Origin of the sequence: Streptomyces gilvosporeus (assembly GCF_002082195.1) — a bacterium.
Taxonomy (GTDB): domain Bacteria; phylum Actinomycetota; class Actinomycetes; order Streptomycetales; family Streptomycetaceae; genus Streptomyces; species Streptomyces gilvosporeus.
In genome coordinates, this window is record NZ_CP020569.1 from 2,114,516 (window position 1) to 2,138,695 (window position 24,180).

The following is a 24,180-nucleotide window of genomic DNA, read 5'->3' on the forward strand; positions in this document are numbered from 1 at the left end:
TCCCGTCCATGACATCCACGTCCATGACATCCACGACATCCCTCAGCCCGGTACAGCCTCGGCAAGTGGAGTTCAGCAGCATGGAATCACTGCATCGCGCACACCCCCCGGAGCGTGGCACGGCCGGTCCGCACTACGGCTGCGTCGGAGTCGGCGTCGGTCCGGCCAATCTGAGCCTGGCCTCGCTGCTGCACGGCGATCCGGGCCTCACCAGCCTGTTCGTCGAGCAGAGCGAGGACTTCGGCTGGCACGACGGGCAGCAGATCCCCGGCGCCTCGCTCCAGGTCTCGCTCTTCAAGGACCTGGTCACCCTCGCGGACCCGACGAACAAGTTCTCCTTCCTGTCCTATCTCCATGAACAGGGCAAGATCTACCACTACATCAACGCCCAGTTCGACGCCGTACCGCGCCGGGAGTTCCGCAACTACCTGGCGTGGGCGAGCAAGAAGAACGAGAACGTCGTCTTCGGGGAAAAGGTGCTCTCCGTCGACTTCGACGGGGTCTTCGTCCTGCGGACCAGCCGGCGCACCCTCACCGCCGACCATGTGGTGATCGGCGTCGGGAACCGGCCGTGGGTGCCCCCGCTGGCCCACCCCCTGCTGGGCGAAACCCAGTTCCACGTCAGTGACTTCCTGCGGCGGGCCAAGGGCCTCGCGGGGCTGCGGGTCGCCGTGGTCGGCGGTGGCCAGTCCGGGGCGGAGGCGTTCCTGGACGTGATCTCACGGCCCGACGGCGAGCGTCCGCGGCAGGTCTCCTGGATATCCCGGCGGGCGAACTTCTTCCCGATCGACGACACGCCCTTCACCAACGACTACTACATGCCGAATTTCTCGGACCACTTCTTCGCGCTGGACCGCACGTCCCGGGAGGCGTTCCTGACGGACCAGGTGCTGACCAGTGACGGCATTTCGGCCGACACCCTGCGGGCCGTCTACCAGCGCTGCTACGCGCACCGCTTCATCGACGGCAACCAGGAGCTGACCGGTCTGCACCCCGGGCGGGCCGTCAGCCAGGTCGTGCGCGGCGCGGACGGCGCGGGCTGGGACCTCACCCTCGTACCCGCCGACCGCTCGGGCCCGGCCGAGCGGATCACCGCGGATGTGATCGTCTGGGCGACCGGCTTCCGCCCCGCGCCGCTGGACATGCTGGCCCCGCTCAAAGACCGGTTGGCATGGGAGGACGGCGAGTTGTCGATCGACCAGGACTTCGCGGTCCGCTGGGACGGTCCGCCGCGGCACCACCTCTTCGTCCAGAACGGAGCGCGGCGGCAGCGCGGGCTCGCGGATCCGAATCTGAGCCTGGTCGCCTGGCGCAGCCGGCGGATCGCGGACCGGATGCTCGGCGTGAAGACGGACGACCCGTACGCCTCGTTCGTCACCTGGCCCCCCACCGCCGATCCGGCCGTCGAGGGGTTCGCCGAGGAATTCACCGGTCCGGCGGACGAACTCCGCGACGCACTGGACGAACTGACCGATGATCAGCTGCAACAGGGAGTGTGAGCGGTGGCACGGGTCCATGTCGCCATCGTCGGCGCCGGAATCATCGGCTGCCTGATCGCCCGTGAGATGGCCGCACGGCGCCCGGAGGCGTCCCTCGTCGTACTGGACCGCGACCAGACGGGATGCGGGGCGAGCCGCCGGTCCGCCGGTACGCACATCCCCCGCGGCGCGACGGCACGCTTCCGACGGATGACGGAGTACAGCCACGATTACTATGCCGGGCTCCGACGGGCCCGGCCCGCACTGCCGATCCGCGCACTGCCCATGGCGGTCGTGGCGGACGCCGCGCACGAGCGGACGATCCTGGAGCGCTATATCCCCGCCGCCGCTCCGCTGCGTACGGACACCCTGCCCTGCCGGGTCACGGACCTCCCCGAGCGGTCCGCGGCCTGGCGGATCAGCGGTGGCCACTACGCCGATGTGCACGGCCTGACCCGGGCGCTCGCGGCCGAACTCCGGCCGCGGGTCGCCTTCCGCGAGGGCGTCGAGGTCGTCGCGGTCGACCCCTCCCCCACCGGTGTCACGCTCCGCCTGGGCACCGGCGAGACCCTGACCGCCGACCGGCTGGTCCTGGCGCCCGGCCCCTGGACCGGCCACCCGGCGTGGGCCGCGCTGACCCGGGCTCTCGACGTACGGGTGAAGAAGATCGTCGCGCTGCACCTCGACGAGCCGACCGCCCCGGACGACGGGGCCGTCGTCTTCCAGGACCATGACGCCTTTCTGCTGCCGCTCCACGCGGAAGGCCACTGGCTCTACAGCTATGTCTGCCCGCACTGGGACGTCGATCCGGACACCGTCGGCCGCGGACTGGCCCCGAGCGACCTGGCGGAGGCCGCGGAGAGCCTGCGCGTCTGCGCACCGCGGCTGGCCGGAAGGGTCGGGTCGGCGCGGGTGTTCTGCGATGCTTACGGCCCGCAAGGGGAACCCCTGATCACCGGTGTGGCAGGCGCGGAACGCGTCGTGTTCGCCGGTGCCGGGAGCGGTTTCGGCTATCGGCTGGCGCCGGCCATCGCCGGCGAGGCGGCGGACCTTCTCTGCCAGGATTGAGGCTTCGTGGATTTAGTGGCTCTGCTCGCCGTGGCGGGCGCCGGTCTGCTGTCGGGTGCGGTGAACTCGATCGCCGGCGGCGGCTCATTGTTGCTGTTCCCCGCGCTGCTCGGCGTCGGACTGCCGACGTTGACGGCGAATGTGACCAACTCCGTGGCCAACTGGCCGGGTTGGGTCGGGCAGGTGTACGGGTTCGCGGACGACCTCAAGGCGCAGTCACGGCGCCGGCTGGTGCTGCTGTCCGTGGCCACCGGCGTCGGCACCGTCGCCGGTTCCCTGCTGCTGCTGGTCACCACGAGCGCCACCTTCGACCTGGTGGTGCCCGTGCTCGTCCTGTTCGCCAGTCTGCTGCTGGCCGGGCAGAAACAGGTCAAGAAGCTGGTACGGCCGGCCGACCGGGCGGCGGCCCCGGCCGACGGGCGGCGCCATCTGGCGGTGCTGGCCCTGGTGATGGTCGGCGCCGGTGTGTACGGGGGCTACTTCGGCGGGGCGATGGGCGTGATCATGCTGGTGGCGCTGGCGCTCGCCACCTCCGACGGCCTGCGCCGGCTCAACGCGCTGAAGGCGGCGCTGTCACTGGTCGACTCGACCATCAGTCTGCTGATCTTCGCCGTATGGGGGCCGGTCGACTGGACGGCGGTGGCGGTCGCCGCCCCGACCGCGCTGATCGGCGGCTATCTCGGGGCCCGCCTGGCTCGGCGGCTCAACGAAGAGGTGCTGCGCTGGATGGTGGTGGCCGCGGGCCTCTCCGTCTCGACGGCCCTGTTCGTGACCTGACGCGGCTGCCGGACGGCCGCGGACGAACGTCGGCCGGTGGGCGCGGACCGGGGTTCGGTCCGCGCCCACCGGCCGGCTGCCGTCCGGGCGTCACCACACGCCGACGCCGAACGCCGTCACCGCACGACGTCAGCCCACGCCGTCAGCGCACCGTGACATGTGCCGGGCGCAGATCGGCGATGCTGTTCACGCCGAGCAGCCGCATCGTCCGCACGATCTCGGTGCGCAGGATGTCGGTCGCGCGCTGGACGCCCCGCTCCCCGCCCGCCATCAGCCCGTACAGATAGGCCCTGCCGACCAGACAGGCGGTGGCGCCGTGCGCCAGCGCGGCGACGATGTCCGCACCGGAGAGGATGCCGGTGTCCAGCCAGACCTCCGCCTCGCCCTGTACCGCATCCACCGCGGCGGGCAGCAGCCGCAGCGGGGTGGGCGCCCGGTCCAGCTGACGCCCCCCGTGGTTGGAGAGAATGACCGCGTCGACGCCGTGCTTGACCATGTCGCGGGCGTCCTCGGCGCTCTGGATGCCCTTGACGACGAGCTTGCCGGGCCAGGACTCGCGCACCCAGTCCAGATCGTCGAGGTTCAGGGTCGGGTCGAACATCTCGTCGATCAGCTCGGCGACCGTGCCCTGGTACGAGCTCAGCGAGGCGAAGGTCAGCGGCTCGGTGGTCAGCAGGTTGAACCACCATGCCGGATGCCGCGCACCGTCGAGGAACGTGCTCAGGGTGAGCGCCGGCGGGATGGTCAGCCCGTTGCGCATATCGCGCAGCCGCGCACCGCCCACCGGGGTGTCCACGGTCAGGATGAGGGTGTCGTAACCGGCCCGGTGGGCACGGTCGATCAGCTCACGGCCCGCGCCGCGGTCCCGCCACACATACAGCTGAAACCACTTGCGGGCGGTCGGCGCGACCGCGGCGACCTCTTCGATCGAGGTCGTGCCCATGGTGGACAGGGCGTAGGGAATGCCGGCCCGCTGGGCCACCCTGACGACGGCCGGCTCGCCCTCGTGGTTCATCATGCGGGTGAACCCGGTCGGCGCGAAGGCGAACGGGAGGGCGGAACGCTTGCCGAGGATCTCGACGCCGGTGTCCACCTCGGCCGCCCCCCGCAGCACACCGGGGTGGAATTCGATATCGCGGAAGGTCTGCCGGGCCCGGCGCAGACTGATTTCGGCCTCGGCCGCACCATCGGTGTAGTCGAACACGGCGCGGGGACTGCGACGGCGCGCTATGTACCGCAAATCGGCAATGGTGTGGGCGGATTCGAGCCGGCGGTCGGTGGGGCTGAGGACAACGGGCTTCGGCCGCAGGATTTGTGCGAGCTCGCTCGGTCGGGGCAGGCGGCGCTTGGTCACGGAACCTCTTTCCGGGATTCGGGATTCGGGATACGGGACACGAGATGCGGGATACGAGACGCGGGAAATCGTCGGGGCGGCATCGGGCGTCCGGCGGGACGGCGCGTGCTTATGAGGCGGGGGCGCGGGCGGGCAGCGGCTTGCGGCTGGTGACCGCGAGCCGGTTGAAGGCGTTGATCACGCTGATCGACCAGACGACGGCGGTGTACTGCTCCTTGGTCAGGTGGGCGGTCGCCTCCCGGTACACCTCGTCCGGTACGTCCTGGACCTGCGAGAGCTTGCTGACCGCCTCGGTGAGCGCCAGGGCGGCGCGCTCCTGGGGTGTGTAGAGGTCGGTTTCCCACCAGGCCGCGAGCAGCGACAGCCGGCGGTCGTCCTCACCCATCCTGCGGGCATCCCTGATGTGGAGATCGAGGCAGAAGGCGCAGCCGTTGATCTGCGACGCCCGGATCTTGACCAATTCGAGCAGCTTCGGGTCGAGTCCCGCGGATTCGGCCGCGGCCTCGACGGTGTCCCGTAATTCCCGTATCTGCCGGTAGGCCGCGGGGAACGCGTCCGTGAGGTTGATGCGTTCGATCATGACGCCACGCTATCCGCACGGGGCAACCTTCTTGGAGCCTGTTCTAGCCGGATATCCCTGTCCGAATCCGCGGACCGATGACACGCGCCACCTCGTCATCGCCTCGTCATCGGTCCGCGAACACACCCCTTTCCCCGGAGCGCAGATGGCCGAATACCGGCCCCGCCCTTTTACTCCCCCTCGATGACAAGTCGCTCCTCGGCCAAAAGAAGCCATAGGAAAATGGCCATCGAACTGTCCGTCAGGCGGCACGGCCTGGAGAGCGCCGGCCTCAAAGGGCGCGCCGGATCCGCGGGATGGCGGGGAGCGCGGCCAGGAACAGCCAGGTGGTGAGGATGAAGGGCCAGGTGAGGGTGCGTCCGCCGAAGGGCGCGAAGTACGCGTTGAGGGTGGCGGTGAGCACGGTGGTGGTGGCCGCGCCCAGCAGGGTGTAGAGCACACGCCCCACCGTTCCGGCCAGGAAGAGGGTGCCCAGGGCGATGACCACCAGGACCGCGTTGTAGCCGTAGACGCCCGCGGCGACCGCATCCGGCGGGGCGCCCAGGGCCCAGGCGACGAGGACGGCGACGGCGCTGCCCAGGACGGCGGCCAGCCCCTGGCGGAACCCGGCCACGAACAGTCCCAGCAGCATGATCATGCCGACATACCAGTGGGCCGAGAGGGCGACCTGGGCGATGTTGGTGAAGAACCCGTGCCACAGGTCGGTCCAGGTGTAAGCGGCGCCGGCGGGGGCCGAGACGGGGAGGGCGGCCGGGCTCACGCCGTGCCAGACCCGGGTGAAGGCGGGGGCCGCGCTCATCACCGCCCCGCAGACGATGCAGAACGGCGTGGTCAGCACCGGGAGTTGCCAGGGCGCCAGCAGGGTGCTCAGCGCCGAGTAGAGCAGCACGCAGACGACGGCGCTGCCTGCCGTCAGCACATAGGTCGAGGGCGCGGGCCCGAGGAAGAGGACGAAGGCGATGCCGGTGAGGCAGCCGCCGAAGCCTTGCAGCCCGAGGTCGAGGGTGCGCTTGTCGGTGCCCAGGGCGTACGCGGTCGCGGTGGAGACCGCGGTGCCCAGCAGCGCGAAGACCCCCATCTGCCAGCTGCCCACGAAGAGCGCGAGCAGGAAGAGGACCCCGGCCCATACGTTCGCCTGAAGGCTGAGCTGGCCGAAGCCACGGACCAGTTGCACGGTGAGGCGGACCGGGCCGGGGGGCGCGGGGGTTTCGACGGTGTCCGGTGCGGCCGTGTTCGCTACGTCCCGAGTGGTCATGGGTGTCTCCAAGGAGGTCCGGGAGTGCGGCTGGTGCGCCCGGCGTGCGGCGCGTCCCTCTTGCGGCGTTCGACCGTGTCCGGCCTCACGGCCGGGCGTGCGTCGCCGATGCTTCGGAGTCGAGTTGCCACGATCCGTGCTCCTCGCGGACGGCGAGGACGCGGCCGCCCGACAGATGCGCCCCCGCCCCGGAGAACCAGCGGGCTTCGCTCGGGTCCCACCACTGATCGCCGACCTTGATCACCTCGTGGTGCACGACCCGCCCCGCGATCCATGCGTCGCCGGCCCCCGCCTCGGTCCAGCTGGCCCGCCAGTGCGCGGGAGCCAGCGGCGCCGGCCGCAGGACGGCGCGGCCGCGGGTATGGGGTACGGCCTCCCGCGTGAGGACCGCCGCCGCCACGTCTGCGTGGACCCCGCAGTCTCCGGTGAGCCCGTCCCCTTCCGGCAGGTCGCACCAGTGCGCCGGCCACCGTACGGGCCCCCATCGGATGAGCTCGGGGACAGCGGCGAGCGCGGCTCCCATGTTCGCGTACTGCATGAGCCGGCCGAACACGCGATGCCTGACCGCTGTGCAGCATGCCGTGCCGTGGCAGGCCACACGGGACAGGTCGATCCGTTCGAACCGCTTCAGCTCCGAGAGCAGACCGGTCATGAGTGCCCCAGTTCCCGCGACGCGGTACCGCGCCCGAAGTCGTAGGCCATCGAGGTGTCGTACGCGCCGCACATGCCGAACGCGAGGATGTCGCCCTCCTGGACGTCGGACAGGTCGAGGCGGACGCCGAGCACGTCGTGCTCCATACAGGACCGGCCCAGGATCCGGTCCCGGCCGGGAGGCAGCGGCACCCAGCGGGATCCGTCGAACCGCGCCACCGGATGCGGCTGGTACGGCGCCTCGGGCATATCGCCCTCGGCCGCGTCGACGACGATGTCGCAGTGCTTGCGGGACTCCCGGCGCACCACGACCTGGGTCACGACCGCGACCGTCGGCTGGGTGAGGATCTTGCCCGGCTCCAGCACCAGCAGCGGATCCGCTTCGCGCGCGGCCGCGGGGCCGTGCTCCAGGACGTACCCCAGCGAGGCGCGCACATAGGGCATGTCGTCGATATGCCATCCGCCGCCGACGTCCAGTACGGCCGGGGGCCGTCCCATCTGGTCCGCCAGCGGATCGGCGGCACCCAGCGCCGCCGCGCATTCGCGCTGCCAGCGCGAGGCGCCGAGGACGCTCTGGGCGAAGTGGAAGTGCAGCCCCCAGGCGGCCCCGAGCCGCCGGGCGAGCGAGCCGAGCAGCCCGGCCGCCTCGGCCATGGCCTCGGGCTCGTGCAGGGGAATACCGAAGCGGCTGGCGACGTGGACGGGGGCGGCGCGGATCCCCACCACCTCGGCCTCCAGCTCGAACCCGCTGTCCAACCGCGCGTGCAGGCTGCGCAGTTCGGCCAGGGAGTCGGCGAAGAAGGCCCAGCAGCGTACGCGGTCGGTGGCGGGCCACCATTTCGCCGGCCCGTTGAGGATGCCCTGTTCGGCCGCCAGGCCGAACCGGTCGGCCGCTTCGAGCTCGGCCAGGCTGATCGCCTCGGCGACCATGCCGAGCCGTGCGGCCTCACGCAGCACCGCCGGCTGGGGACACGTCTTCACGCTGTGCGCGAGCAGCACCCTGCCGAGCCCTTCGACCTGCTCCTTCAGGGCCTGGAACTGCTCGGCGAACAGCGGGAGGAGAAGATGCCTGCTGGGCGTGGCCTCGGGCCCGGGAGGGCCGAGCAGTTCCTCGAATCCACCCGTCTGCGCGGCGGTCGAGGTGGGGGCCGGGATCGACTCCTCGGGCGCCGCGGCACGTTCGGCCGGGACCAGGTGCCGCTGGCCCAGGCAGCTCATCCCCGAGGGGTGTTTGTCCGCCGGACGGGGCAGCCCGCCGGCGACCCAGCCGAACGGGGTGATGCCCAGGGTGGGGTTGACCGGGATCTCCTCGACCACACGGGTGAAGCCCGGTGCGAGGAGCCCGTCACGGCTTGCGGCCCGCCCCGCGACCAGCGCGGCGGGCAGGTTGATCCCGCACACCGACGCGCCGTGGATCCAGGCGGGGAAGCGCGGGTTGAGCTCCATGAGCGTGAGATCCCCATGCCAGCTCCGGATGAGTTCCAGCTCACCGCCGCCGGTCCACCGGGCGTCGGCGACCAGATCCGCCAGGCCGTCACGCAGGCTGTCGTCCAGCTCGGCGACTTCCCCGGCCCAGGTCTTGCCGGCGACCGTGACCAGGGCTTTCGTCACGAAAACCGCATCGAGGAGCCGGCCGTTCAGGGCGGCGAACGCAATGCTGCACTCCTGCCCGGCCACATGCCGCTCCAGATGCCAGCCGCCGCCCCAGGTGTGCTCGACGACGCTGCCCAGCGCCAGCACCTCCCCGGCGGTGTAGGCCCGGTACGCGTCGTAGACCTCACCCTTCACCCAGACGCCGTGCGGGGAGCGCCGGACGAACCGGTCGATGGCATGCCAGCTGGTGTCGGTCTCGGACTCCGCAACACGGACGCCGAGCCGTTCGGCGGCATCGACGGGAGGCTTGCGCACCATGTCCAGCGATGCCTTCGAAGGGCCCAGGATCTTGTCGTGGAAGCCCAGCTCCGTCGCGAGCAGCCGGACCTCCAGGTCCAGGCAGGGGATCAGCAGCGCATCGTCGGGCTCCAGAAGGCGGCACATCTGCTCGACCCAGGTCTCCAGATGCGCCCGTCGCCACGTCGGCAGACACACCAGATCGTCCAGGACGTCCGAGTGCAGCCCCGAGCTCTCCGGCGAATAGTCCAGCCCGACGATCCGCAGCCCGGGCCAGGCGAGCCGCAGGGAGCGGGCCACGCTCAGTCCCGGCGACGGATTGGTGTCACTGTGCATACCACTGATGAAGACCGTGCCGGCCTTGGCCGCACGGCCGAAGGGGGCCACCACCGTTTCCGTCCCGGCCGCATAGGTGGGCTCACCCGACGCCGGGTCGCCTTCCTCCACCGCCCCGGGTTTCGCGGCATCCCGGCCTCCACCCACTGACTCGCGTCTGGTACGTGATTGATGCCCCATGCCGACATCATCAGCAGATGTACCTCCCCCGCGCACCCGGTGACATCTACGAGAGTGAGCCGACTGCGCAGCTCATCGCAGCCTGCGGCCCGCCCCGTCCCGCACGGGGGACGGCCTGCTCAGGAGAGGCCCAGCTCCCGCAGCACGCGGCGCTGCCGCGGCGTCGGCCCGGTCGGCCAGTAGAGGTAGCAGACTCCGCCGCTGCCGCTCTTGACCTTCCCCTTGTCGTCATACCGCTTCGTCCGCAGCCAGATGTTCTCGAACTGCCGCCGCTTGTACACCCGCCGCACGGCCGCGTCGTTCGGGGATGCCGGGTCGTTGGCGATGACATCGCCGGACGGGGTGAAGCCGATGACGGTCATCAGGTGGCCGGCGGTGCCGTAGCCCGCGCCGTCCAGTTCGGATTTGAGGAAGGACTGGGACGTTATGACCGGGATTCCGGCGTGGACGAGGCGTTCGGCGTCGGTGAGGGAGGCCAGGCGGGTGATGACGGCCTCCAGGCCGTGGTAGGTGGCGGCGTAGGCGGCGTTGAAGGGCCAGTTGCCGCAGCCTTCGTACTGGTAGTCGTAGGTGTGGCGGGCGGCCTGGCAGACCTGGGGGTCGGCGTAGGAGGGGTTGACCCAGGCGAGGTCCTCGGGGGTGGGTTTGCGGCCCCAGGACTCGATGATCATCTGGGAGGAGGTGGGGCTGCACCATGCCTCTCCCCCGTTGTCGTACTCCGGGTACTGGCCCTTGTGGATCTCCTGCGAGTAGCGGGGTACGTGCAGCTCGCGGCCGACCCGGACGGGCTCGGACGGCGGCACCTCGAAGCGGTCGGGGATGTCGGAGCCCATGGCGCCGAGCCGCCAGACGGTCGGGGTGAGGCGGGTGCCGGGCCTGCGGTGGAGGGTGAGCCGCAGCTGGTACGCGTCGAGGCGGAGGCCGCTGGACGGGTCGTCGATGGCGAAGGTGTCGGTGGAGATGCTGCTCCTGCCGTCCTTCTGGTCGTCGACGGAGGTACGGCGGATGTCGCCGTCGCCGTCGCCGGACGTCCACCGGCCCATGACATACCAGGGGGTTTGGCCGCCGCCGCGGTAGGTGCCGCGCAGTTCGACGGCGATCCAGGTGCCGGCCGGGGTGTGCGCGTTCCAGGACGCGACGGCCTCGGTGGCCGGGACCTTCAGGGTGTGCACCGGACTGGTCCAGGTGGCGTACTCCCAGGTGGTGGTCTTGTGGGTGTGCGGGTCCTGGTAGTCGACGGTGCCGAGGGGCCTCGCGAGACGGATGCCGGGGCGGGCGGCGTGGGCGACGGCGGTGCCGCGGTGGCTGCCGGTGTGCCAGTCGGCGGCGGTGGTCCAGGCGTGATAGTCCACGAGGCGCTTCGCATGGTCCACGAGGCTCTTCGGTTGGTCCACGGGGGTCTTCGGGTGGTCCACGAGGCTCTTCGATCTGCCGGATGCGGCGCTGCGGCCGGTGGCCGTACGGGGCTCCTCGGCGGCCTGCGCCAGGGCCACGGGGGCGGCGACACCCGCCGCGGCGGCGAGTGCGGCGGCCAGAACGGTGCGCCGGGGCGCGGAGCTGGTCATAGGTAGTCCCCCAGTCGGCCTGCGGATGGCGGTACTGGCCCAACTATCGCTGCTTCCCGCGCCCTTCGGCCAGCGGTTCGGTGCGCGTCGCCGGAGGAAATATTGGTGTGGACCACTGGCGTACGCTGGTGGGGTGGAAGCGGATCCCGTGGACGAGGACCTGACGGCGCTGGCCGGACGGCTGCGGGCGCTGCCGGCCTCCTGCGGGCCGGTCCGGCTGATCGCGGTGGACGGGCACGCGGGGTCCGGCAAGAGCACCTTCGCCGGGCGGCTGGCGCAGGCGCTGGGCGGGGCGCCCGTGGTGCACGCCGATGACCTGGCCACCCATGAGGAGCTCTTCGGCTGGGACGAGCGGTTCCGGGAGCAGGTGGTGGCGCCGCTGTCCCGGGGGGAGCGTGCGCACTACCGGGTCTACGACTGGGTGCGGCGGGAATTCGGCGAGGGGCGGGAGCTGGAGCCGAAGCCCGTGGTGCTGATCGAGGGCGTCGGCACGGGCCGTCGTGCGCTGCGCCCGTATCTGGCGTGCCTGTTGTGGATGGAACTGGCGCGCGAGCACTCCTGGGAAAGGGGGCAACTCCGCGACGGGCCGGACCTTTCGGCCTTCTGGGATGGCTGGATCCGTGCGGAGCGCCGGCACTTCGCGGGAGACCCCTCGCGTCCGTACGCCGATCTCCTGGTGCATCAGGGGCCGGTGGGGTACGAGGTGCGCCCGGGGCAGTCCGGGCGATCGTGATCACCCTCGGATTTGACGCTCCGTAACCACCCGCGAATCGGAAGGGCGGGGACAGCGACAGGGTCTTGCCGACTGCCCAACTCGGCTTGACCTAGGGGGCGTACAGGACTTACGTTCTCAATGTGCGGTTCAACGGACCGCCCGCAGATGCGAAGCCCCCGGTTGTTCCCCCGTGATCGGGGGCTTCGTTCTGCATGAATCCCTCAGGGAAGCCGTTCCGCGGGCCGCCCGCGGCCGCCCGCCCCTCACCCTCGGTCACCGCATTCTTCGCGCCGTTGCCCTGTGCCGTCCCCACCGCGCTCCCCCGCGCCGCCCTCTTCGGCCTGCACCGATCTCGCGGGTACGATGCCAGTCTGTGCCTGCGCGGAACCCGAACCGCCGTGCGCGCGGCGAGAGGAACGTCCGCCCGCTGTACGCCGGTTGGGGCCACCGCGGCCCGGCACACACCCGGCGGCGCACACCTCGGGGGGACGTTTTGTGGGGGGACGGGATGGATGTCGGCACGCAGGGCTCGCCCGCCCCGGCCGAACTCGCCTGGCTGCGCGCGGTCGACGCCTACACCGTGGGCGCGTATCCGCAGGCCGAGGAGGAATTCCGCACCGCGGTCGGGCTCGATCCCACGATGGCCGACGCCTGGCTCGGCCTGCACGCCCTGCGCGCCGACACCGCCACCGCGCTGCTGCGGATGCACCAGCACCGCGACCGCTTCGGCGAGCAGCGCACCCGCCACCGCCGCACCCTCAACTCCTGGTACTGGCTGGGCTGGTGGGTGCAGCCGGTGCTGGAGACCGGCCGCGATCTGCTGCTCGCGCACGCCTCCCACTGGCTCGACGGCCGCCATGTCGCAGAGCTGGACCAGGCGCTGGCCGGCTGTCCCCCGGTCGACACCGACCCCCAGGTCCGCTTTCTGCACGCCTGCCGCGCCTATCTCGTCAAGGACTGGGACCAGCTCGTACGGCACACCGAGCCGCTGCTGACCGATCCGGTGCTGGGTATCGAGGCGGGGCTGTTCGGCGGGATGGCGCGGGTACGGCTGGAGATGTACGCGCAGGCCGAACCGCTGCTGGCCACCGCGCTGATGCGCTGCCGCAGCGAGCAGCCGCAGCGCAAGGAGCTGCGGTACTGGCTCGCCCGCGCCCACGAGGGCACCGGCCGCAGCGCCGCCGCCCTGCCCCTCTACCGTGCGGTGCACCGCGTCGACCGGGCCTTCATGGACACCGCGGCGCGGCTGGCCGCCATAGCCGAATCGGACGGGCTGGACGACGGCCCCAATCTCGCGGCGGTCTCCGCCTCCGGCGCCGGCCAGGAGGCGGCGGGCGATCTGGACCCGCTGGCGCCGCTGGACCCGGTCGACGGGCGCGAGCTGCTGGCCACCGGCGATCCGGAGGGTCCGGCGGAGGCCGGTGCGCCGCCCGGCGGCGAGGCCACCGTACGGGCCAAGGCGACGGCACCGAGCCCGCGCGGCGCCGAGCGGCTGCCCACCGGGCCCGCCGATCCGGTGCTGCTGGAGAAGGCACTGGCCGAGCTGGAGCGGATGGTCGGCATGGAGCCGGTCAAACGGCAGGTGCGGGCGCTGTCGGCGCAGCTGCGGATGGCACGGCTGCGGGCGAGTCAGGGGCTGCCCGTACAGCCGCCCAAGCGGCACTTCGTCTTCTCCGGGCCCTCGGGCACCGGCAAGACGACCGTGGCCCGGATACTGGGGCGGGTCTTCTATGCGCTGGGGCTACTCGGCGGCGACCATCTCGTGGAGGCGCAACGGGCCGATCTGGTGGGCGAGTTCCTGGGGCAGACCGCGGTCAAGGCGAATGAGCTGATCGATTCGGCGCTGGGCGGGGTGCTGTTCGTCGACGAGGCGTACAGCCTGTCCAACTCCGGCTACAGCAAGGGCGATGCCTACGGGGACGAGGCCCTCCAGGTGCTGCTCAAACGCGCCGAGGACAACCGCGACCGGCTCGTCGTCATCCTGGCGGGCTATCCGGAGGGCATGGACCGGCTGCTCGCCGCCAACCCGGGCCTGTCCTCCCGTTTCACCACCCGCGTCGACTTCCCCAGCTACCGGCCGCTGGAGCTGACCGCGATCGGCGAGGTGCTGGCCGCCGAGAACGGCGACCACTGGGACGAGGAGTCCCTGGAGGAGCTGTGCAGTATCAGCGGCCATGTCGTCGACCAGGGCTGGATCGACGAACTGGGCAACGGCCGCTTTCTGCGCACCCTGTACGAGAAGAGCTGCGCCTACCGGGACCTGCGGCTGTCGACCTGGCGCGGCACCCCGACCCGCGACGATCTCGCCACGCTGCGGCTGCCGGATCTGATGCAGGCGTACGGGGAGGTGCTGTCGGGGCGGGGACCGGAGGTCTGAGGGCGGTGCGGGGACGGCCGCGAGCCGGGCCGTCCCCGTGGCGTCTACCCCGCCAGCGCCGGGTCCTCCTCCAGGGCGGCGCGCGGTTCCGGCGTACGGCGGTGGGAGGGGTCGCGGACCTCGCCCACCAGCATTTCCAGGACGTCCTCCAGAGCCACCAGCCCCAGGACCCGACCACCGGCGTCGGCGACGGCGGCCAGGTGGGACGCGGCGCGGCGCATGGCGGTCAGGGCGTCGTCCAGGGGCAGTTCGGCGCGCAGCGTGGCCATCGGGTGCCAGATGCGCTGGGGTACGGCGCGGTCGCGTTCCTCCAGGTCGAGCACGTCCTTGACGTGGAGGTAGCCCATGTAGATGCCGCCGGGCGCGCAGACCGGGAAGCGGGAGTAGCCCGTTTTCACGGTCAGTTCCTCGAGCTGGCGCGGCGTCACGCCGGTGCCGACGGTGATCAGGGCCGCGCGGTCGAGGAGGACGTCGGTGACGGGGCGGCTGCCCAGCTCCAGGGCGTCCGACAGGCGTTCCTGCTCCTCGGGCTCCAGCAGGCCCGCCTGGCCGGAGTCCTCCACCAGATGGGTCAGCTGCTCGCTGGTGAAGACCGCCTCGACCTCGTCCTTCGGCTCGACGCGGAAGAGCCGCAGAATGCCGTGGGCGCAGGCGCCGAGGAGCGCGGTGACCGGGCGGCACAGGCGGGCGAAGGCGACCAGCGTGGGGCTGAACCACAGGGCGGTCTTCTCGGGTGCCGCCATCGCGAGGTTCTTGGGGACCATCTCGCCGATGACGAGGTGGAGGAAGACCACCAGGGCGAGGGCCATGACATAGCCGAGGGGGTGGATGAGGGCCTCGGGGAGGTGGATCGCCTCGAAGGCCGGTTCCACCAGGGCGGCCACGGTCGGTTCGGCGACCGCGCCGAGGGTCAGGGAGCAGACGGTGATGCCGAACTGCGCGGCGGCCATCATCTGCGGGAGGTTCTCCAGGCCGTGCAGGACCTGCCGGGCCCGTTTGGAGCCGTCCGTGGCCAGCGGCTCGATCTGGCTGCGGCGTACGGAGACGAGGGCGAACTCGGCGCCGACGAAGAATCCGTTGGCGAGGACCAGGAGTATCGCGAACATCAGCTGGGCCAGGCTCATCGCGCCACCTCCGCGGCGAGCGCTGCGGAGGGCGCGGCGGCGGTGGCCGTCCGTACGATCCTTATCCGCTCGGCGCGATGGTGGGAGACCAGCCGGACCCGCAGCCGCCAGCCGTCCAGTTCGGCGGTGTCGCCGGGGGCGGGGATCCTGCCGAGTATGTGGGCCACCAGTCCGGCCACCGTCTCGTACGGGCCGTCGGGGGCCTCCAGGCCGATCCGCCGCAGCGTGTCGACCCGGCAGCCGCCGTCGGCGTCCCAGGCGGGGCGGCCGTCCTCGGCCGGGGCCTGGCCCAGTTCGGGCAGGTCCACCCGGTCGTGTTCGTCGCGGACCTCGCCGACGAGCTCCTCGATGATGTCCTCCAGGGTCACCACACCGGCCGTGCCGCCGTACTCGTCGACGACCACGGCTATCGGCTGCTCGCTGCGCAGACGCGCCAGCAGCGGCTGGACGGGCAGGGTCTCGGGGACCAGGAGCGGCGGTACGGCGATCCGGCCGGCGGGGGTGCGCAGCCGGTCCTGGGCCGGGATGGCCAGGGCGTCCTTGAGGTGGACCATGCCGACGACCTCGTCGAGCCGGGTGCGGTAGACGGGGAAGCGGGACAGTCCGGTGGCGCGGGTGAGGTTGACGACGTCCTCGGCGGTGGCGGACGCCTGGAGGGCGCTGACCCGTACGCGGGGCGTCATCACGTTCTCCGCGGTCAGGTCGCCGAGGGAAAGGGTGCGCACGAAGAGGTCGGCGGTGTCCTGTTCGATCGCGCCGGCCTGGGCGGAGTGCCGGGCCAGCGAGACCAGCTCGCCGGGGGTACGGGCGGAGGCCAGCTCGTCGGTCGGCTCCACGCCCAGGGTGCGCACCAGGCGGTTGGCGACGGTGTTCAGGAGGGTGATCACCGGGCGGAAGAAGCGGGAGAAGGTCTGCTGCGGGCCGGCGACGAAGCGGGCGACGTGCAGCGGCTTGGAGACCGCCCAGTTCTTGGGCACCAGCTCGCCGATGACCATCTGGAGGGCGGAGGCCAGCAGCATGCCCAGGACGACGGCGACGCCGGGCGCCGCGGCCTGCGGCAGTCCGGCCAGGTGCAGCGGCTCGGCCAGCAGCTCGGCGAGCGCGGGCTCGGCGAGCATGCCGACCACCAGGGAGGTGATGGTGATGCCCAGTTGGGTGCCGGACAGCTGGAAGGAGAGTTCGCGCAGCGCGGTGACGACGGTGGCGGCCCGCCGGTCGCCGTCGGCGGCCGCGCGCTCCGCGTCCGCCTTCTCCACGGTGACCAGGCCGAATTCCGCGGCGACGAAGAAGCCGTTGGCCAGGATCAGGACGAGGGCCGCCGCAAGCAGGAGCAGGGGGCCGGTCATGTCGCCGCCTCCCCGGTATGCAGTGACTCCAGGGGGGCGGCGCAGGTACTACAGGGCGATCCGTCCATTGCCGGAGGGATTCACTCCTCGGTTCGCAGGGTGGGCCGCGCAAGGGCACGGCCGGGACGCATGATGCGTCCCGGAGAACAGAGTAAACAGCCGGGCCCGCATTAGGGCAGGCTCACCCGGCCGTGGGGTGGCCGGTGCCGTGGGCATCGGCGAGCTGCCGCAGGGCGCGGGCGTCGCGCAGGGCCGCTTCCCGGGCGATACCGGGCTGGATGCCCATGACGGGCAGGCTGGTGCCGTCGGCCAGGTCGAGGGTGACCCAGGGGTCACCCGCCCGGAGGTTGACCCGCAGCACCTGGGGCCAGGCCAGCTCGCGCCGGGTGGTGAGGTTGACGACGGTCAGACCCTCCTGCCGCGCATCCACCCTGGGGCGGGCGAGCAGCAGGAGGACGGCCAGGACCAGCAGGCCCGTGACGACGAAGCTGATCCGCTCGCCGCCGGTCAGCTTCGGCAGCGCCAGCGCGATGGCCGCCAGGGCGGCGAGCTGGGCGAGGCCGACGGTGTACAGGACGGCCCGGGTGCGGGTGGGCCGGAACGTCACCGGAAGGCTGGGCGGGGATACAGAGTCGGCTACGGGCTCGGCGGACACGTCGTCGGTCTTCCGTCGGTGGAGTCGAGAGCTTGGGGGAGGGCGGTCAGAGCCGGCAGGCGTGGATGCCGGTGGTCAGGATCGCGCGGGCGCCGAGTTCGTAGAGCTCGTCCATGATCCGCTGGGCGTCCTTGGAGGGGACCATCGAGCGGACCGCGACCCAGCCCTCGTGGTGCAGCGGGGAGACGGTGGGCGACTCCAGGCCGGGGGTGAGGGCGACGGCCTTCTCGACGTGCTCGACGCGGATGTCGTAGTCCATCATCACGTAGCGGCGGGCCACCAGGACGCCCTGCATCCGGCGGAGGAACTGGCGGACCTTCGGGTCGTCCTCGGGGGCGCCGGTGCCGCGGATGACCACGGCCTCGGACTTGAGGATCGGCTCCCCGATGATCTCCAGGCCGGCGTTGCGCAGGGTGGTGCCGGTCTCGACGACATCCGCGATGATCTCGGCGACACCGAGCTGGATGGCGGTCTCCACGGCCCCGTCGAGGTGGACGACGGAGGCGTCCACCCCGTTGTCGGCGAGGTGCTGGGTGACCAGGCCGGAGAAGGAGGTGGCGATCGTCATCCCGCCGAACTCGGTGACGTCCTTGGCCGTACCCGGACGGGTGGCGTAGCGGAACGTCGAGCCGGCGAAGCCCAGCTGGAGGATCTCCTCGGCGTCGGCGCCGGAGTCCAGCAGCAGATCGCGGCCGGTGATGCCGATGTCGAGCTTGCCGGAGCCGACGTAGACGGCGATGTCCCGCGGGCGCAGGAAGAAGAACTCGACCTCGTTCTCGGCGTCGACCAGGACCAGCTCCCGGCGGTCCTTGCGCTGGCGGTAGCCGGCCTCATGCAGCATCGCCGACGCAGGCTCGGACAGTGAACCCTTGTTGGGGACAGCGATGCGCAGCATGAGAGTGAATTCCTTTACCGGTAAAGGGAGTTGGGCTGGTGCAGGTGGGGGTCTTACAGGTGGGCGTAGACGTCGTCGAGGGAGATTCCCTTGGCGACCATCATCACCTGAAGGTGGTAGAGGAGCTGGGAGATCTCCTCGGCGGCGGCCTCGTCGGATTCGTACTCCGCGGCCATCCAGACCTCGGCGGCCTCTTCGACGACCTTCTTGCCGATGGTATGGACACCGGCCTGCACCAGCTCGGCGGTGCGGGAGGTCGCGGGGTCGCCGGTGGCGGCCTTCTGCTGGAGCTCGGCGAAGAGCTCCTCGAACGTCTTCTTGGACATGGTGACGCCTACCCTACGCGGTCGCCTCGCTCCGTTTACCGCCAGGGCTCGGAGACCGAGCGCAGGGTGGCCGCGGTGGCGACCGCGGCGGTGACCGCTTCGTGGCCCTTGTCCTCGGACGAGCCCTCGATGCCCGCGCGGTCCAGGGCCTGCTCATCGGTGTCGCAGGTCAGCACGCCGAAGCCGACGGGGACGCCGGTGTCCACGGCGACCTGCGTCAGGCCCTGGGTGACGCCCTGGCAGACGTAGTCGAAGTGCGGGGTGCCGCCGCGGATGACCACGCCGAGCGCGACGATCGCGTCGTAGCCGCGGCCGGCCAGGACCTTGGCGACGACCGGGAGCTCGAAGGTGCCGGGCACCCGCAGCAGCGTCGGCTCGTCGATGCCCAGCTCGGTCAGGGCGCGCAGCGCGCCGTCGACCAGGCCGTCCATCACCTTCTCGTGCCACTGGGCGGCGATCACGGCGACCCGCAGATCGCCACAGTTCTTCACGGTCAGTTCGGGTGCGCCCTTGCCGCTCACGGTTCTCCTCGTACGGGTGATAGTGGGGTGGTGTGCTGACGGGGGTGTCCGGTCAGGTTGACCGGTCGGTTACTGGTCGCCGCAGGTCGTCGCGTGCGGGGAGTCCAGCCAGGGCAGGTCGTGGCCCATGCGGTCCCGCTTGGTGCGCAGATACCGCAGATTGTGCTCGCCGGCCTGGACGGGCATCGGCTCGCGGCCGGTGACCTTCAGGCCGTGCCGCACCAGGGCGGTGGTCTTCTCCGGGTTGTTGGTCATCAGGCGCAGCGAGCGCACGCCCAGGTCCTGGAGCATCTGCGCGCCCGCGGCGTAGTCGCGGGAGTCGGCGGGCAGCCCCAGTTCGAGGTTGGCGTCGAGGGTGTCGCGGCCGCGCTCCTGGAGCTCGTAGGCGCGCAGCTTGGACAGCAGGCCGATGCCGCGGCCCTCGTGACCGCGCAGGTAGATGACCACGCCGCGGCCGGCCTCGGTGATCCGCTCCAGTGACGCCTCCAGCTGGGGGCCGCAGTCGCAGCGCAGCGAGTGGAAGATGTCGCCGGTCAGGCATTCGGAGTGGACCCGCACCAGGACGTCCTGGCCGTCGCCGATCTCGCCGGCGACCAGCGCGATGTGCTCGACGCCGTCGACGGTGGAGCGGTAGCCGTACGCGGTGAACTCGCCGTGCGCGGTCGGCAGCCGGGTGGTGGCCTCGCGGCGGACCGTGGGCTCGGCCGCTCGGCGGTAGGCGATCAGGTCCTCGATGGAGATGATCGCCAGGCCGTGCTTGCGGGCGAAGGGGACCAGCTCGGGCAGGCGCAGCATGGCACCGTCCTCGCCGGCGATCTCGACGATGGCGGCCGCCGGGCGCAGGCCCGCCAGCCGGGCGAGGTCCACGCCGGCCTCGGTGTGGCCGTTGCGCACCAGGACGCCGCCGGGCTTGGCGCGCAGCGGGAAGATGTGGCCGGGGCGGACGAAGTCGGCGGGGGCCGCCTCCCCGGAGGCGAGCATCCGCAGGGTGGTGGCGCGGTCGGCGGCGGAGATGCCGGTGGTCACGCCGTGCGCGGCGGTGGCGTCGACGGAGACGGTGAAGGCGGTCCCCATCGACTCGGTGTTGTGCGCGACCATCTGCGGGAGTTCCAGCCGGTCCAGTTCGTCGCCCTCCAGGGGGGCGCAGATCAGTCCGCGGCATTCGCTCATCATGAACGCGACGATCTCGGGGGTGGCCTTCTCAGCGGCGACGACGAGGTCGCCCTCGTTCTCGCGGTTCTCGTCGTCCACGACGACGACGGGGCGGCCCGCGGCGATATCGGCGATGGCCCGTTCGACCGGGTCCAGCACCAGGTTCTCCGCGTCGTCCGCGTCGTACCAGCTCTGCAGTGCGGTCATGCCGCTGCTCCTTCCAGGACGGGGCGCGTGGCGGCGCGCGAGCGCAGCCACCAGTCGCGCAGGCCCCACACGACGAGGGCGAGATAGACGACGTAGACGAGGCCGGAGAAGGCCAGTCCGCTGCTGAAGGCGAGCGGGACGCCGACGACGTCCACCAGCAGCCAGGCGAACCAGAACTCGACCAGACCGCGGGCCTGGGCGACCATCGCGGCGACGGTGCCGACGAAGATGTACGCGTCCGGCCAGGGGTTCCAGGACAGCTTCGGCAGCAGCGTGAACAGGGTGCCGACGGCCGCGGTGCCCAGGGCCGTACCGCCGATCAGCAGCCCGCGCTCGCGCCAGCCGGCGAACCGTACGGCGATCGAGCCGTCCTGTGCCTGCTGCCGGCCGCGCTGCCACTGCCGCCAGCCCCACAGCGCCACGCCGATGACGAGCAGCTGCTTGCCGATGCCGCCGCTGAGGTGGGCGGAGGCGTAGGCGGCGACGAGGACGAGGCCGGAGAGGAACTGGGCGGGCCACGTCCACAGGGAGCGTCGCCAGCCGAGGGCGAGGGCGGCCAGGCCGATGGTGTTGCCGACCATGTCCGACCAGATGACGTGCTGTCCGAAGGCCGTGAACGCCTCGGCGTTCAGCCAGCCGAACGCGCTCAACGGTCCATCTCCACAACCTCTTCGAGGTCCTTGACGTCCTCGGTGCCCCGGCCGAGCAGCCGCTCGACGTACTTGGCGAGGATGTCGACCTCGAGGTTGACGGGGTCGCCGACCTGCTTGATGCCCAGGGTGGTCAGGGCGAGCGTGGTGGGGATGAGGCTGATGGTGAAGTAGTCGTCACCGGCCTCGACGACGGTCAGGCTGACGCCGTCGACGGTGATGGAGCCCTTCTCGACGACGTACCGGGCCAGCGCGGCCGGGAGCGCGATCCTGACGAGCTCCCAGTGTTCGGCCGGGGTGCGTGCGGCGATGGTGCCGGTGCCGTCGACATGCCCCTGGACGAGGTGCCCGCCGAGCCGTCCGCCGAGCGCCATCGGGCGCTCCAGGTTGACCCGCGAGCCGGCGCTCAGCGCGCCGAGGCTGGAGCGGTCCAGGGTCTCGGCCATCACATCGGCCGTGAACTCCCCGTCGGCGGTGTCCACGACGGTCAGACAGACACCGTTGACCGCGATCGAGTCGCCGTGCTTCGCGTCCGCGGTGACGACGGGGCCGCGCAGACTGAACCGCGAGCTGTCGCCGAGGTCTTCCACGGCGACGACCTCGCCCAGTTCTTCGACGATTCCGGTGAACATTCAGTTCTCCTCGGGAAGGGCGGGACGGATGGGAGTGGCGGTGATGCGCAGATCGGGGCCGAGCCGTTCGGTGTCGGTCACATCGAGCCGCAACGCCTGGCTGATGGTGGTGATTCCGGCGTCGCCGAGGGCTGCCGGTCCGGCGCCCAGCAGGACGGGCGCCAGATAGCCGACGACCTTGTCGACGGCGTGGGCGGCGAAAAAGGCCCCGGCGAGCGTGGGCCCGCCTTCGAGGAGTACGGAGCGCACCTCGCGCTCGTACAGGGCCCTGAGCAGTGCGGGGATGTCCAGACCGCGGCCGCCGGCGGCGCGCGGCAGCCGCAGGAGCGGGGCGAGGCCGTCGAGGTGGGCGGCGTCCGCGTCCTCGGCGACGGCGACGAGGGTGGGCGCGGTGCCGTCCAGGACGCGGGCGCCGGCCTTGACGGTACGGGCGCCGGAGTCGACGACGACCCGCAGCGGCTGGCTGATCTCGTCGTCGGACAGTCCGGCGATCCGGGCGCCGAGCTGCGGATCGTCGGCGCGGGCGGTGCCGGAGCCGACGATCACCGCATCCGCCGCGGCGCGCAGCCGGTGGACGTCGGCGCGCGACTGCGGCGAGGAGATCCAGCGGCTGCTGCCGTCGGCGGCGGCGATCCGGCCGTCGAGGGTGGCGGCGTACTTCCACAGCACGAACGGGCGGTGGCGCAGGACCGCGGTCAGCCATGCCTCGTTGCCCGCGGCGGCCTGGTCGGCGAGCAGTCCGCCCTCGACGTCCACCCCGGCCTCGGCCAGGGTGACGGCGCCGCCGGTGGCGGTCGGGTCGGGGTCGGCGACGGCGTAGACGACGCGGGCGATTCCGGCGTCGATCAGCGCCTGGGCGCAGGGGCCGGTGCGGCCGGTGTGGTTGCAGGGTTCGAGGGTGACGACGGCGGTGCCGCCGCGGGCCCGCTCGCCGGCCGCGCGCAGGGCGTGGACCTCGGCATGCGGGCCGCCGGCACGCTGGTGCCAGCCCTCGCCGGCCGTACGGCCCTCGGAGTCCAGGACGACGCAGCCGACGACCGGATTCGGGCTGGTGTGCCCCAGGCCGCGCGCGGCGAGCTCAAGGGCTCGGCGCATCGCCGCGGTCTCATCGGGGGCTGCGGTGGCCACCGGGTCCTCCTGCCTCATCGGGCACGGACTCCGGGGCTGTCTGGACGACAGAAAACGGGAACGGAGCAACGGGGACACCGGACCGGAAGGCGTCGAACCCGTCCGGATACGACCGGACGCGCCGCCGACGGCGGTGTACCGAGCTCGCCCGCCGCGCACTGCCTCCCATCCGGACTTTCACCGTCGGTGCAGGAATTTCACCTGCTCAACCGGCCGCTGGCTGCGGACGGGTCGCGGACTGTAACCGCCGGTTCGGAATTACACCGACCCCGGAGTGCGCTGCTGCTCTTATGTCAGTACAGCTTCAGTCTGCCACGGCTGATCGTCGGCCATGCGGGCGAGGGCCTGTGGGGTGGCTCACAAGGGGCACGGGCGCGTCGATTGTCACGGACGGCGCGCCCGCGTCGTCACAGTGGGAAAACCGACCTGACACCCCACCTCACCTCCCCTTCCGAGGACGGAACTGCAATGGCGACAATTCTGGTGACCGGCGGCACGGGCACGCTCGGACGGCCCCTGATCGACCGGCTGCTCGGCGACGGCCATGAGGTGCGCTCGCTGAGCCGGCGGCCGCACACCGGCCGGGAGCGGCCGCGGCTGCGCTCGTACGCGGTCGATCTGCGCGACGGCACCGGGCTGGACGAGGCGCTGGCCGGGGTGGACGCCGTCGTGCACTGCGCCACGGCCCCGGCGGGCGGCGACGCGGAGGCGGCGGGCCGGCTGATCGAGGCCGCGAAGGCCGCCGCCGTGCCGCACCTCGTCTACATCTCCATCGTCGGCATCGACCGGGTCCCGCTGCCCTACTACCGCGCCAAGCTCGCGGTGGAGCGGCTGATCGAGGGCTCCGGGCTCGGCTGGAGCGTGCTGCGCACCACGCAGTTCCACGATCTGGTGCTGACGCTGGTGAAGGCGGGGGCGCGCTCGCCGGTGCTGCCGGTGCCGGCGGGTGTGCGGGTGCAGCCGGTCGACGTCCGGGAGGTCGCCGCCCGGCTGGCCCGGCTGGCGGCCGGCGCACCGGCCGGTCGGGTCACCGATTTCGGCGGACCCGAGGTGCTCAGCTTCCGGGACCTGGTCCGGGCCACCCTGGCGGCGGGCGGACGGCGCCGGCTGCTGATGCCCCTGTGGCTGCCGGGCGGCACGTTCGCCGCACTGCGGCGAGGCGGGATCCTCACCCCGGAACATGCGGACGGGACCCGGACGTACGCGGAGTTCCTGACGGAGTGGGGCGGGACGCCCAACTGACGCCCGGCGCGGGGCAGTTGTTCCCCGCGCCGGCGGGTCTCGTTGCCGCCTGCGACGGAGAAACACGTGGCGGCGG

22 protein-coding genes and 1 riboswitch are annotated in these 24,180 nt (G+C 71.7%); of the genes, 6 read left to right on the top strand and 16 right to left on the bottom strand.

The window, feature by feature from the left end; genetic code table 11:
• The first annotated feature begins 80 nt into the window (after positions 1-80).
• Genes B1H19_RS09140 through B1H19_RS09150 form a run of 3 tightly spaced genes read left to right on the top strand, consistent with a single transcriptional unit; the run spans position 81 to position 3,323 of the window.
• Positions 81-1,499: a lysine N(6)-hydroxylase/L-ornithine N(5)-oxygenase family protein gene (locus B1H19_RS09140; protein ID WP_083104119.1), complete on the top strand. Its 1,419-nt coding sequence runs from the start codon at positions 81-83 to the stop codon at positions 1,497-1,499.
• A gap of 3 nt (positions 1,500-1,502) precedes the next feature.
• Positions 1,503-2,546: an NAD(P)/FAD-dependent oxidoreductase gene (locus B1H19_RS09145; protein WP_083104120.1), complete on the top strand. Its 1,044-nt coding sequence runs from the start codon at positions 1,503-1,505 to the stop codon at positions 2,544-2,546.
• A gap of 6 nt (positions 2,547-2,552) precedes the next feature.
• Complete coding sequence (locus B1H19_RS09150) at positions 2,553-3,323, top strand: sulfite exporter TauE/SafE family protein (RefSeq protein ID WP_083104121.1); 771 nt, start codon at positions 2,553-2,555, stop codon at positions 3,321-3,323.
• Between the two features lie 142 nt (positions 3,324-3,465).
• Here B1H19_RS09150 and B1H19_RS09155 read toward each other — a convergent pair whose 3' ends face one another.
• The 6 genes from B1H19_RS09155 to B1H19_RS09180 all read right to left on the bottom strand — a co-directional run bounded on the left by B1H19_RS09155 (position 3,466) and on the right by B1H19_RS09180 (position 11,134).
• A complete protein-coding gene (locus B1H19_RS09155) occupies positions 3,466-4,677 on the bottom strand; it encodes an alpha-hydroxy acid oxidase (RefSeq protein ID WP_083104122.1) in 1,212 nt (403 codons plus the stop codon).
• A gap of 109 nt (positions 4,678-4,786) precedes the next feature.
• A complete protein-coding gene (locus B1H19_RS09160; protein ID WP_083104123.1) occupies positions 4,787-5,257 on the bottom strand; it encodes a carboxymuconolactone decarboxylase family protein in 471 nt (156 codons plus the stop codon).
• A gap of 271 nt (positions 5,258-5,528) precedes the next feature.
• Complete coding sequence (locus B1H19_RS09165) at positions 5,529-6,512, bottom strand: urea transporter (protein ID WP_083104124.1); 984 nt, start codon at positions 6,510-6,512, stop codon at positions 5,529-5,531.
• A gap of 85 nt (positions 6,513-6,597) precedes the next feature.
• Positions 6,598-7,164, bottom strand: coding sequence for a hypothetical protein (locus B1H19_RS09170; protein ID WP_083104125.1), 567 nt, complete (start codon positions 7,162-7,164; stop codon positions 6,598-6,600).
• Positions 7,161-9,500: a hypothetical protein gene (locus B1H19_RS09175; protein WP_159028036.1), complete on the bottom strand. Its 2,340-nt coding sequence runs from the start codon at positions 9,498-9,500 to the stop codon at positions 7,161-7,163. Before B1H19_RS09175 ends, B1H19_RS09170 begins: the two co-directional genes overlap by 4 nt.
• A gap of 188 nt (positions 9,501-9,688) precedes the next feature.
• A complete protein-coding gene (locus tag B1H19_RS09180; RefSeq protein WP_083104127.1) occupies positions 9,689-11,134 on the bottom strand; it encodes a peptidase C39 family protein in 1,446 nt (481 codons plus the stop codon).
• 133 nt (positions 11,135-11,267) lie between these two features.
• On the opposite strand from B1H19_RS09180, the gene B1H19_RS09185 reads away from it, so the two are divergent.
• Together B1H19_RS09185 and B1H19_RS09190 are read left to right on the top strand one after the other, a co-directional pair.
• The gene (locus B1H19_RS09185; protein ID WP_237289237.1) at positions 11,268-11,867 is read left to right on the top strand and encodes a uridine kinase family protein; all 600 of its coding nucleotides are present in this window, start codon (positions 11,268-11,270) and stop codon (positions 11,865-11,867) included.
• A gap of 490 nt (positions 11,868-12,357) precedes the next feature.
• Positions 12,358-14,226 carry an AAA family ATPase gene (locus B1H19_RS09190; RefSeq protein WP_083104128.1) on the top strand — a complete coding sequence of 623 codons (1,869 nt, stop codon included), beginning with the start codon at positions 12,358-12,360 and terminating at the stop codon, positions 14,224-14,226.
• A gap of 44 nt (positions 14,227-14,270) precedes the next feature.
• Here B1H19_RS09190 and B1H19_RS09195 read toward each other — a convergent pair whose 3' ends face one another.
• From B1H19_RS09195 to ribD, 10 genes are all read right to left on the bottom strand, one after another.
• A complete protein-coding gene (locus tag B1H19_RS09195; RefSeq protein WP_083104129.1) occupies positions 14,271-15,350 on the bottom strand; it encodes a hemolysin family protein in 1,080 nt (359 codons plus the stop codon).
• Positions 15,347-16,696 carry a hemolysin family protein gene (locus B1H19_RS09200; RefSeq protein ID WP_083104130.1) on the bottom strand — a complete coding sequence of 450 codons (1,350 nt, stop codon included), beginning with the start codon at positions 16,694-16,696 and terminating at the stop codon, positions 15,347-15,349. The genes B1H19_RS09195 and B1H19_RS09200 overlap by 4 nt, the downstream gene beginning before the upstream one ends.
• Before the next feature lie 181 nt (positions 16,697-16,877).
• Positions 16,878-17,351: a PH domain-containing protein gene (locus tag B1H19_RS09205; RefSeq protein WP_083104131.1), complete on the bottom strand. Its 474-nt coding sequence runs from the start codon at positions 17,349-17,351 to the stop codon at positions 16,878-16,880.
• 46 nt (positions 17,352-17,397) lie between these two features.
• Positions 17,398-18,246: an ATP phosphoribosyltransferase gene (gene hisG, locus B1H19_RS09210; RefSeq protein WP_083104132.1), complete on the bottom strand. Its 849-nt coding sequence runs from the start codon at positions 18,244-18,246 to the stop codon at positions 17,398-17,400.
• Positions 18,247-18,299: 53 nt separating this feature from the next.
• Positions 18,300-18,572, bottom strand: a complete 273-nt coding sequence (locus tag B1H19_RS09215) for a phosphoribosyl-ATP diphosphatase (protein ID WP_046929067.1) — start codon at positions 18,570-18,572, stop codon at positions 18,300-18,302.
• 35 nt (positions 18,573-18,607) lie between these two features.
• Positions 18,608-19,093 carry a 6,7-dimethyl-8-ribityllumazine synthase gene (gene ribH, locus B1H19_RS09220; RefSeq protein WP_083104133.1) on the bottom strand — a complete coding sequence of 162 codons (486 nt, stop codon included), beginning with the start codon at positions 19,091-19,093 and terminating at the stop codon, positions 18,608-18,610.
• 69 nt (positions 19,094-19,162) lie between these two features.
• Positions 19,163-20,452 carry a bifunctional 3,4-dihydroxy-2-butanone-4-phosphate synthase/GTP cyclohydrolase II gene (locus tag B1H19_RS09225; protein ID WP_083104134.1) on the bottom strand — a complete coding sequence of 430 codons (1,290 nt, stop codon included), beginning with the start codon at positions 20,450-20,452 and terminating at the stop codon, positions 19,163-19,165.
• Entirely contained in the window at positions 20,449-21,102 is a 654-nt protein-coding gene (locus tag B1H19_RS09230) for a nicotinamide mononucleotide transporter family protein (protein WP_083104135.1), read from the bottom strand. The genes B1H19_RS09225 and B1H19_RS09230 overlap by 4 nt, the downstream gene beginning before the upstream one ends.
• Positions 21,099-21,734, bottom strand: a complete 636-nt coding sequence (locus B1H19_RS09235; RefSeq protein ID WP_083104136.1) for a riboflavin synthase — start codon at positions 21,732-21,734, stop codon at positions 21,099-21,101. The genes B1H19_RS09230 and B1H19_RS09235 overlap by 4 nt, the downstream gene beginning before the upstream one ends.
• Positions 21,735-22,880 carry a bifunctional diaminohydroxyphosphoribosylaminopyrimidine deaminase/5-amino-6-(5-phosphoribosylamino)uracil reductase RibD gene (ribD, locus tag B1H19_RS09240; RefSeq protein ID WP_107425922.1) on the bottom strand — a complete coding sequence of 382 codons (1,146 nt, stop codon included), beginning with the start codon at positions 22,878-22,880 and terminating at the stop codon, positions 21,735-21,737. It abuts the gene before it with no gap.
• A 133-nt stretch (positions 22,881-23,013) separates the two neighbouring features.
• A riboswitch (FMN riboswitch) is annotated at positions 23,014-23,144 on the bottom strand.
• 186 nt (positions 23,145-23,330) lie between these two features.
• Between ribD and B1H19_RS09245 the strand changes: the two genes are divergently transcribed.
• Positions 23,331-24,104: an SDR family oxidoreductase gene (locus B1H19_RS09245; RefSeq protein WP_083104137.1), complete on the top strand. Its 774-nt coding sequence runs from the start codon at positions 23,331-23,333 to the stop codon at positions 24,102-24,104.
• The last annotated feature ends 76 nt before the right edge of the window (positions 24,105-24,180 follow it).

Coding starts and splice junctions, on each gene's coding strand:
- B1H19_RS09140 (WP_083104119.1), top strand. CDS start 81: ATGGAATCACTGCATCGCGCACACCCCCCGGAGCGTGGCACGGCCGGT.
- B1H19_RS09160 (WP_083104123.1), bottom strand. CDS start 5,257: ATGATCGAACGCATCAACCTCACGGACGCGTTCCCCGCGGCCTACCGG.
- B1H19_RS09165 (WP_083104124.1), bottom strand. CDS start 6,512: ATGACCACTCGGGACGTAGCGAACACGGCCGCACCGGACACCGTCGAA.
- B1H19_RS09170 (WP_083104125.1), bottom strand. CDS start 7,164: ATGACCGGTCTGCTCTCGGAGCTGAAGCGGTTCGAACGGATCGACCTG.
- B1H19_RS09180 (WP_083104127.1), bottom strand. CDS start 11,134: ATGACCAGCTCCGCGCCCCGGCGCACCGTTCTGGCCGCCGCACTCGCC.
- B1H19_RS09190 (WP_083104128.1), top strand. CDS start 12,358: ATGGATGTCGGCACGCAGGGCTCGCCCGCCCCGGCCGAACTCGCCTGG.
- B1H19_RS09195 (WP_083104129.1), bottom strand. CDS start 15,350: ATGAGCCTGGCCCAGCTGATGTTCGCGATACTCCTGGTCCTCGCCAAC.
- B1H19_RS09200 (WP_083104130.1), bottom strand. CDS start 16,696: ATGACCGGCCCCCTGCTCCTGCTTGCGGCGGCCCTCGTCCTGATCCTG.
- hisG (WP_083104132.1), bottom strand. CDS start 18,246: ATGCTGCGCATCGCTGTCCCCAACAAGGGTTCACTGTCCGAGCCTGCG.
- B1H19_RS09215 (WP_046929067.1), bottom strand. CDS start 18,572: ATGTCCAAGAAGACGTTCGAGGAGCTCTTCGCCGAGCTCCAGCAGAAG.
- B1H19_RS09225 (WP_083104134.1), bottom strand. CDS start 20,452: ATGACCGCACTGCAGAGCTGGTACGACGCGGACGACGCGGAGAACCTG.
- B1H19_RS09235 (WP_083104136.1), bottom strand. CDS start 21,734: ATGTTCACCGGAATCGTCGAAGAACTGGGCGAGGTCGTCGCCGTGGAA.
- ribD (WP_107425922.1), bottom strand. CDS start 22,880: ATGAGGCAGGAGGACCCGGTGGCCACCGCAGCCCCCGATGAGACCGCG.
- B1H19_RS09245 (WP_083104137.1), top strand. CDS start 23,331: ATGGCGACAATTCTGGTGACCGGCGGCACGGGCACGCTCGGACGGCCC.